Origin of the sequence: Okeania hirsuta (assembly GCF_003838195.1) — a bacterium.
In the GTDB taxonomy this organism is placed as follows: domain Bacteria; phylum Cyanobacteriota; class Cyanobacteriia; order Cyanobacteriales; family Microcoleaceae; genus Okeania; species Okeania hirsuta.
Window position 1 is genome coordinate 22,236 of record NZ_RCBY01000083.1, and the last position, 6,250, is coordinate 28,485.

Below are 6,250 nucleotides of genomic sequence, written 5' to 3' on the forward strand. Positions count from 1 at the left end.
AATAAATTTGCCAATGAATACCACTATTACTCCCTCTCCTTGGATAAAAATATTTCAACCGATTTCTCAACCGACTTTACGTTTATTCTGTTTTCACCCTTCTGCCTCTGGTGCTTCCTTGTTTCGTCTCTGGGGAAAATACTTGCCTTCTAATATAGAGGTATGTGCCATACAACTACCAGGAAGAGAAACTCGAATTAAAGAACCCCTGATTACAAAATGGGACAATCTCTTACCTCCATTGACTCAAGCATTAAAACCGCTAATTATAGAATATCCTTTTGTATTTTTCGGGCATAGTCTGGGTGCGGCAGTCTGTTTTGAAGTAGCTCATCAACTGCGAATGAAAAAACTCCCGACTCCCAAATGTCTATTTATTTCAGGTCGTTACGCTCCTCATATTCCCATTGATAACCCAGTTCATCAAAAGTCAGACCAGGTTTTAATGTCTAAATTTCGTGACTACGGTGGTACTCCAGAAGCAGTGTTACAAAACCGAGACCTAATAGAATTATTTTTACCAATTTTACGAGCAGACCTCACTCTCCACGAAACATATATTGAATCTGGTGAACCTCCTTTTCAATTTCCCATAGTTAGTTTTAGAGGTAAAAATGATGGTGAACTTAACCATGAAGAATTATTTGAATGGAGTCACCATACTCTCGGTTCTTTTGACTTACATGAATTTCCAGGAGGTCATATGTTTTTCCAAAAGGAACCGAAAACTTTAATTGAGACAATCTTAAAATTTCTGTGAGGCAATTTCAGTTATCAGTTATCAGTTATCAGTGCTTCCAGCTTAAATAGAAGACTTGAAATAGGGAATTTTATTTTTTCTATCCCCTTAAAAATTGGAAGCTTAAGACCTTATTTCTTATTTCTTTAATGTTTCTTGAATTACAGCACTTTGTGTGGATAGTAAGCTACAGTTTTAAAAGGTAAGCTATTAGCCTTATTACCTTTAGTTAACAACTCAAGTTCCTCTTTCTTGTGCTTCAATTATCTGGTTGAAAATGTAGTAAAATGTAGTATAAGTTAAGCAAATGCTTGGTTCGTTAATGAAAAAACTTGTTTGTATAGCATGACCTAGGAAGAGCTGACTATTAATATCTGAATGCTTACTTTAAAATTAATTTCTATTCCCGATTCCCGATTCCCGATTCCCTAAAAAAAATGAAAATTCCTAATTACTTCAAATTTACCATAATACTTATTTTTATCTTATCAACTCTCTCTAGTTTTTCATCCTCAAGTATAGCTGACGAACTCCCTTTGAGAGATAGATGGAGTCCTTCAATTTTTGGAAAAAATGATGAAGTAGGTTCAGTTAATTGGATTAGTAATAAAAAAGTTTTAGAATCTCTAAAATTAGTCAAAAAAGGTAAAGTAGCTACTCTTGGCAAAGTTTATCAAAGTGATGCTCCGGTATTTGCACAACGTAATTGGAAATTAATAATTCCCGGTCTACCAACTTATAAATTTCCGGGAGAAAATAGCTTGGTTGCTAATGATGAATATGTGATGGCTGAGTTAGGTCAGGTTGGTACTCAATTTGATGGTTTAGGTCATATTGGGGTGAATACTTCTCAAGGAAATTATTTTTATAATGGTAATTTTTTAGAAGATTTTGGAACATCCTACGGGTTAAATAAATTAGGAGTAGAAAAGATTGGAGAGTTAGGCTATGTGACTAGGGGAGTGTTATTAGATATTGCTGGTTATCGAGGAGTTGAACGTTTACCAGTTCCTCAAGGTAAGAGTAAAAATGACCCAGGAATTATTACAATTAATGATATTAAAGGAGCAATAAAAAAACAAAAAATAGCTCGAATAAAACAAGGGGATGTAGTTATTTTCTATACTGGTCATGGTAAGTATTGGGGAAAAGACTGGGATAGTTTGAGTCCCGAACAAAAAGCCAAAAATCGTCAAATATTTAATTCTGGACGACCTGGACCAGGTATTACTAGCTGTCGTTATTTATCTAGATTAAAAATAGCGATGGTAGGGTCAGATACTTGGGGAACTGAAGCTGCTCCTGGTGAAGACCCAAATCGACCTGCTGATTGTCATATTGAATGGATAGTTAAGCACGGTATTACTATTTTTGAGAACTTGGATGTTAGTCAATTAATAGAAGATAAAGTTTACGAATTTATGTTTGTGTTTGCTCCTCTAAAAATGAAAGGTGCAACAGGTTCGCCTGCTAATCCTATCGCTATTTATTAGTTTAGGGAGTAGGGGAAACTAATTGATGAATAAGAGTGCGATAATTAATTTTATTTTTTATTCTTGGAGATGTCTATTACTACAGGAATAAATATTGAAAAAAAAGGAAAAAATTATAGAGATAGTTGTCTAAAATAAATTGGAGTAACTCTTTTTAAGGATCTCCGATCAAGATGCAGCTTTTTGTATAGCGCTACGCGCTAGGAAACAGGGAACAGGGAATAGTAAGCTGAAAAGGTTTTTTCCTGGGGAAACGCTCCGCAAATACGATTGAAAAATGTCTTAACCAATTCTTGTAGTGCCATAGCATTCTTTTTTCGCCCTTGGTATTATACCAATTTGAAAAAAGAATGTTATCAATAATAAGGGCAATTAAAATACTTTATAGGAGATGTCTCTTGGACTAAAAAGATAAATTCAGACCTAAAAACTGTTATTAAAGCCATTCATTCTGACTCCTGAGGACTGACTCCTAAGAAATATCCTAGTTATTTGTAGCCAACACTTATCAAGTTTATATTATAATTTCAAATAAGAATGAAACCATTTCACAGCAAGAAACCCTCGTCTCAATCTAAACTGAAATGGCTATATAAGTAGGGTAGCAAATATTAACCTGTTTCAAATTAATCTGTACATCCGTGCAAAAATTCGTGTCTTTCCTTCCGATTTATGTTAGTCAAAAAAAAGTCAGAACTTATTTTTATAATTATCGCTACCATTGTAATTTTCCTCCCAGCTTTCTATGTACTATTTATGATATCTAAAGCAGGGGAATTGCTAAATTTTGATTATTGGTGGATGATTAAAAATATCTATTCCATAGATGGATTTTCCGCGAATATTTTTGACTGGATGTTTCGAGCAAACGAACATTTTGTCTTAATTCCTGCCATAATTTATGCTCTGAATATTGTTGTTACTAAAGGTTCCAATATTGGGTTGTGTCTAGCTACATTTTTCCTAGCTGTTGCTCAGGGAATTTTGTTAATTGCATTAGTAGCTAATACTCTCACAAAATATCGTCCTATACTTTTATTATTAATTTTATTCATCTCAGTTTTTAACTTTACCCCTGCTGCTGCTCATAACTGGATGCGCGGATATAGTGGAGTACATTGGGTAATTGCTAATTTATTTGTTATTGCTTCAATCTTTTGTGTAAAAAAATTACTAGAATCTCAACAAAATAGATTTGCTATTGCCAGTATAATTTTGGGAATTTTAGGATGTATTAGTTATAGTACCGCTCTAGGAATTTGGCCGATATTATGTGCAGTTGCTATTCTATATAAATTGCCCAAAAAATTTACTATCTGTTATCTATTTTTTTCTGTTTTAGTAATAGGCATTTATTTCCTAACCTACACAACACCCTCTCATCATCCCTCATTATCTAAACTGAATTTTATTGATATAGTTACCTACATTCCTGTTTATTTAGGAGCAATTTTTACTCATAATATTCCCGTCGCTTCCGCAATAGGTTGGGTAGGATTAGTTTTAGCAGGAATATTTTTAATTTATTGGTTATTTGTAATTTATCCTCAAGATTGGTTGCCTTGGTTATCAATAATAATTTATACTTTTGGCACCGCTTTAATGGCAGCAGTTAGTCGTTCTGGTTTTGGAATAGAACAAGCGATCGCTTCTCGTTATGCTACTCTACCTTCTCTATTTTGGTTAAGTCTAATTATCCTAATTTTCTTATTGCTCCAACAACAGCAACTTACTCTCAAAAAACAGTGGTATTTTGTTATGCCATTGGTGGCAGTTTTGACTGTTTTAACTATATTAATGTATCGAGTAGGTACGGAAACTTTTAGAGAAATTGCTCATCGCGCAACTTATCAACCTTTAGTAGGATTATCCTTACAACTTGGCATTTCTGACCCGGTTTTAATTAAAGAAAAAGTAGGCAACCGACCTGCTGCTTTTTTAGGTTTAGTAGATGCTTTAAAAGCTGATGGTTTAGTACCTTTTAATCGAAATATAAAAAAGGATAATTTTTGTGCAAATTTGGATAAAAAAATTAACTCAGATTTATTAACAGCAAAACCACCAGAAAATTTACAGGGATATTTTGACACTGTGACTGAATTTTCTTCTACTACAGCTAGAGTAAATGGATGGGTAAGTCAAGTTAAAAGTCAAAAGCGAGTGTGCAATTCTGAGGTCTCCTCAGAATGTAAGACACACTCAAGACAGTTCAAAGTCAAAAGTAACGAGAATGTTCAGATTAAATGTATTGCTATTCTGAATCAAGAAAATGTGGTCAAAGGTTTTGGAATGTCAGGTTTTCCTCGTGCTGATGTGGCAGAATTATTAGGAGCGGAATATGAATTTTCAGGTTGGAAAGGATATATCGAAGTTAAAAGTCAAAAGCGAGTGTGTAATTCTGAGGATACCTCAGAATGTAAGAGGCACTCAAGACATTCAAAAGTCAAAAATATAGAAAATATTCAAGACTCACAGCAGGAGATTTTAACAGCTTATGTGAAATTGAAAAATCGTCAAGATTGGATAGCTTTAAATAATCAACATAATTTTGGTTTTTGATATTTTAGATATATGCAATTAAATTAATTTTGTTTAACCACTTAATGCTTGTCATAGTCTGTCTGTTTCTTCATCTCCATCATCAAATAAAACGAGATATTAAATGTGTATATGTTTCTAGTAAGCGATCGTGATATGTTGGTGTTTCTGAAATAATTTTAGCCAATATTTTACTCATTAATTCATTCTTCAGAACTATATCTTTTTTTTCATTATCACTTAAACTATTATCAAAAAATAATAACTTTCCCAACGAAATTAACACTTGATTTAAGTCACCTAAATTCAATTTTTCAATACTATTTTTGATACCTATAACTAGGGGTAATAAACCAGTCTGAGCAGAATTACACCTATTACTAATGCTATACTTCCTGTCTCTTTATTCCTTGCTTCAATTTCTTCTTGAATACAAACTACAATCTCATATAATTCAGTTTCATCGAAAAAAAATCTATCAAATTTGGAGATAGCATCCCTTCAAATAACTCAAATATTTCATATCTAGATACTTTCAGAAAATACATCTCTAAAAATAAATCCTATGTCCGCTATAGCATTGCGACGAACTTTATCATCAAAGGATTTCATTTGCTTTATTAGCTCCACAACTTTTTCGTTCATATAGCAATCATATTTTTATTAGGCTAATATTTTATAAGGAGTATTACCCAAAAAAGTTAAGTATCAAGTGAAAATAGTTGTAATTAAAAAAAAATTCTTTTATAGCAAAGAAAAAGTTGCTTAGGAAATATATTGGCGATAAATCTTAGGCTAGTTTATGTTACATTTAATACTTGTCAAGATTGGTTAAAATTATCCAATCAATATAGTTTTAATAGTGGTGGTACATTATAGTAGTTTATTGTGATTATATTGGTGGATGAAACAGTGGAAGCAAGATGCTCCTTTACTAATACTAAATGTTGTTTGCTAGTATTTAATACTGCTTTCTATTCTTCACTATTCCCTATTCCCTTTTTAATAATTAGAATTGAACATTGAAAAGTACATACCTCAGTTTTGTGATTCCAGTTTATAACGAAGAAGCTACAATCAAACCCTTGTTTGAGAGAATTTTGGATGTAATGAATTTAGCAGAAATTGATAGTTATGAAATAATTTTTGTAGATGATGGTAGTAGCGATCGCTCTTGGATAGAGATTAATGAATTAATCAAAAAATATCCCCAAAAAATCAAAGGAATTAGGTTAAGAAGAAACTTTGGTAAATCTTCCGCTTTATCTGCTGGATTTAAAAAAGCTAGAGGAAATATTATCTTTACTTTAGACGCAGATTTACAAGATGATCCGGCGGAAATACCTAAATTTTTGGAAAAATTAGAGTCAGGATATGATTTAGTTTCTGGATGGCGAAAACATCGTAACGACCCTCTTTCTAAAACATTACCCTCGAAATTATTTAATGGAGTTACATCAATTTTAACTGGAGTCAAATT

5 protein-coding genes are annotated in these 6,250 nt (G+C 32.5%); 4 read left to right on the forward strand and 1 reads right to left on the reverse strand.

Features of this window, described 5'->3' with window-relative positions; all coding sequences use genetic code 11:
- Window positions 1-13 precede the first annotated feature (13 nt).
- From D5R40_RS15495 to D5R40_RS15505, 3 genes are all read left to right on the forward strand, one after another.
- Entirely contained in the window at window positions 14-760 is a 747-nt protein-coding gene (locus D5R40_RS15495) for a thioesterase II family protein (RefSeq protein WP_124154872.1), read from the forward strand.
- A 416-nt stretch (window positions 761-1,176) separates the two neighbouring features.
- On the forward strand, window positions 1,177-2,232 hold the full coding sequence (locus D5R40_RS15500; protein ID WP_124154873.1) for a cyclase family protein: 1,056 nt from the start codon (window positions 1,177-1,179) through the stop codon (window positions 2,230-2,232).
- Window positions 2,233-2,988: 756 nt separating this feature from the next.
- Window positions 2,989-4,791, forward strand: coding sequence for a hypothetical protein (locus D5R40_RS15505; protein ID WP_240039116.1), 1,803 nt, complete (start codon window positions 2,989-2,991; stop codon window positions 4,789-4,791).
- 82 nt (window positions 4,792-4,873) lie between these two features.
- On the opposite strand, the gene D5R40_RS15510 is transcribed toward D5R40_RS15505, so the two are convergent.
- A complete protein-coding gene (locus D5R40_RS15510) occupies window positions 4,874-5,056 on the reverse strand; it encodes a hypothetical protein (protein ID WP_124146468.1) in 183 nt (60 codons plus the stop codon).
- 736 nt (window positions 5,057-5,792) lie between these two features.
- Between D5R40_RS15510 and D5R40_RS15515 the strand changes: the two genes are divergently transcribed.
- Window positions 5,793-6,250: glycosyltransferase family 2 protein (locus D5R40_RS15515; protein WP_134239617.1), on the forward strand; the 458-nt coding region annotated here is incomplete at its 3' end.

Excerpts from the sequence above, each read along its gene's own strand:
- D5R40_RS15500 (WP_124154873.1), top strand. The coding sequence starts at position 1,177 with ATGAAAATTCCTAATTACTTCAAATTTACCATAATACTTATTTTTATC.
- D5R40_RS15495 (WP_124154872.1), top strand. The coding sequence starts at position 14 with ATGAATACCACTATTACTCCCTCTCCTTGGATAAAAATATTTCAACCG.
- D5R40_RS15505 (WP_240039116.1), top strand. The coding sequence starts at position 2,989 with ATGATATCTAAAGCAGGGGAATTGCTAAATTTTGATTATTGGTGGATG.